Raw genomic sequence first — 1,006 nt, 5'->3', positions numbered from 1 at the left:
CAAAACTGGAGACCAAATCAAATTTGACCCTGATGACTTTGTTAAGTTGAAAGATGAGGCAAATCGTGATGCTTGGACCGACTAAGCTTTATTTTAATAATTAGATAGATAAGTATAAAAAACCGCCCTTAACGATAAGGGCGGTTTTTATTGGAAAGTAGCTAGCTGTTTATAATGAAAATTATCTAAAACATGATTTACATGTTTGGATAGTTAGGACCGCCGCCGCCTTCTGGCGTTACCCATGTAATGTTCTGTGACGGATCTTTAATATCACAAGTTTTACAGTGGACACAGTTTTGCGCGTTGATAACAAACTTTGCGCCTTCAGCGTCTTTTGTCACTTCATAAACACCAGCTGGGCAGTATAAACGTGCAGGTTCAGCATACAACGGTAAATTAATAGACACAGGTACTGTCGGATCTGTCAGTTTCAAGTGTGTGGGCTGGTTTTCTGCATGATTGGTGTTGGAGATAAATACTGAAGACAATTTATCAAAGACCAGTTTACCATCAGGTTTAGGATATACGGGCTGATATGCATGAGCTGCACGCTCTAGCTGATCGTAATCCTTTAAATTATCATGAATAGTCAATGGCATTTTGCCACGTAGGATATTTTGTTCGATGAAGTTAAAGGCACCACCCATCCATTGGCCCATACGGTGCATCGCAGGCGCGAAGTTACGTGCTTCATAATTATCTTCATAAAGCCATGATTCTTTGTACATCGTGCTGTATGCCACCACATCATCATGCTGACGATCGGCTTGTAGTGCTTCAAAGATGGCTTCAGCTGCAAGCATGCCTGACTTCATTGAAGTATGTGTGCCCTTGATTTTTGCTGGATTCAAAAACCCTGCATCATCACCCACAAGTACCCCACCTGGGAAAGTGAATTTTGGTAAAGAGTTTAGACCGCCTTTGGTCAAAGCGCGCGCACCATAAGAGACGCGTTTACCATCTTCTAGGATATTGCGAATAAGCGGATGTAACTTTAGGCGTT

Annotated in this window: 1 protein-coding gene; it reads right to left on the bottom strand. The window is 41.8% G+C overall.

Translation table 11 applies throughout. The features are described 5' to 3' along the window. Positions 1-197: 197 nt before the first annotated feature. On the bottom strand, positions 198-1,006 hold an 809-nt coding region (locus ACS8FD_RS17005), incomplete at its 5' end, for an electron transfer flavoprotein-ubiquinone oxidoreductase (RefSeq protein WP_439276710.1).

It is taken from the genome of Psychrobacter sp. 1U2 (assembly GCF_051847575.1).
This window is presented reverse-complemented; position numbering and strand designations above follow the sequence as displayed.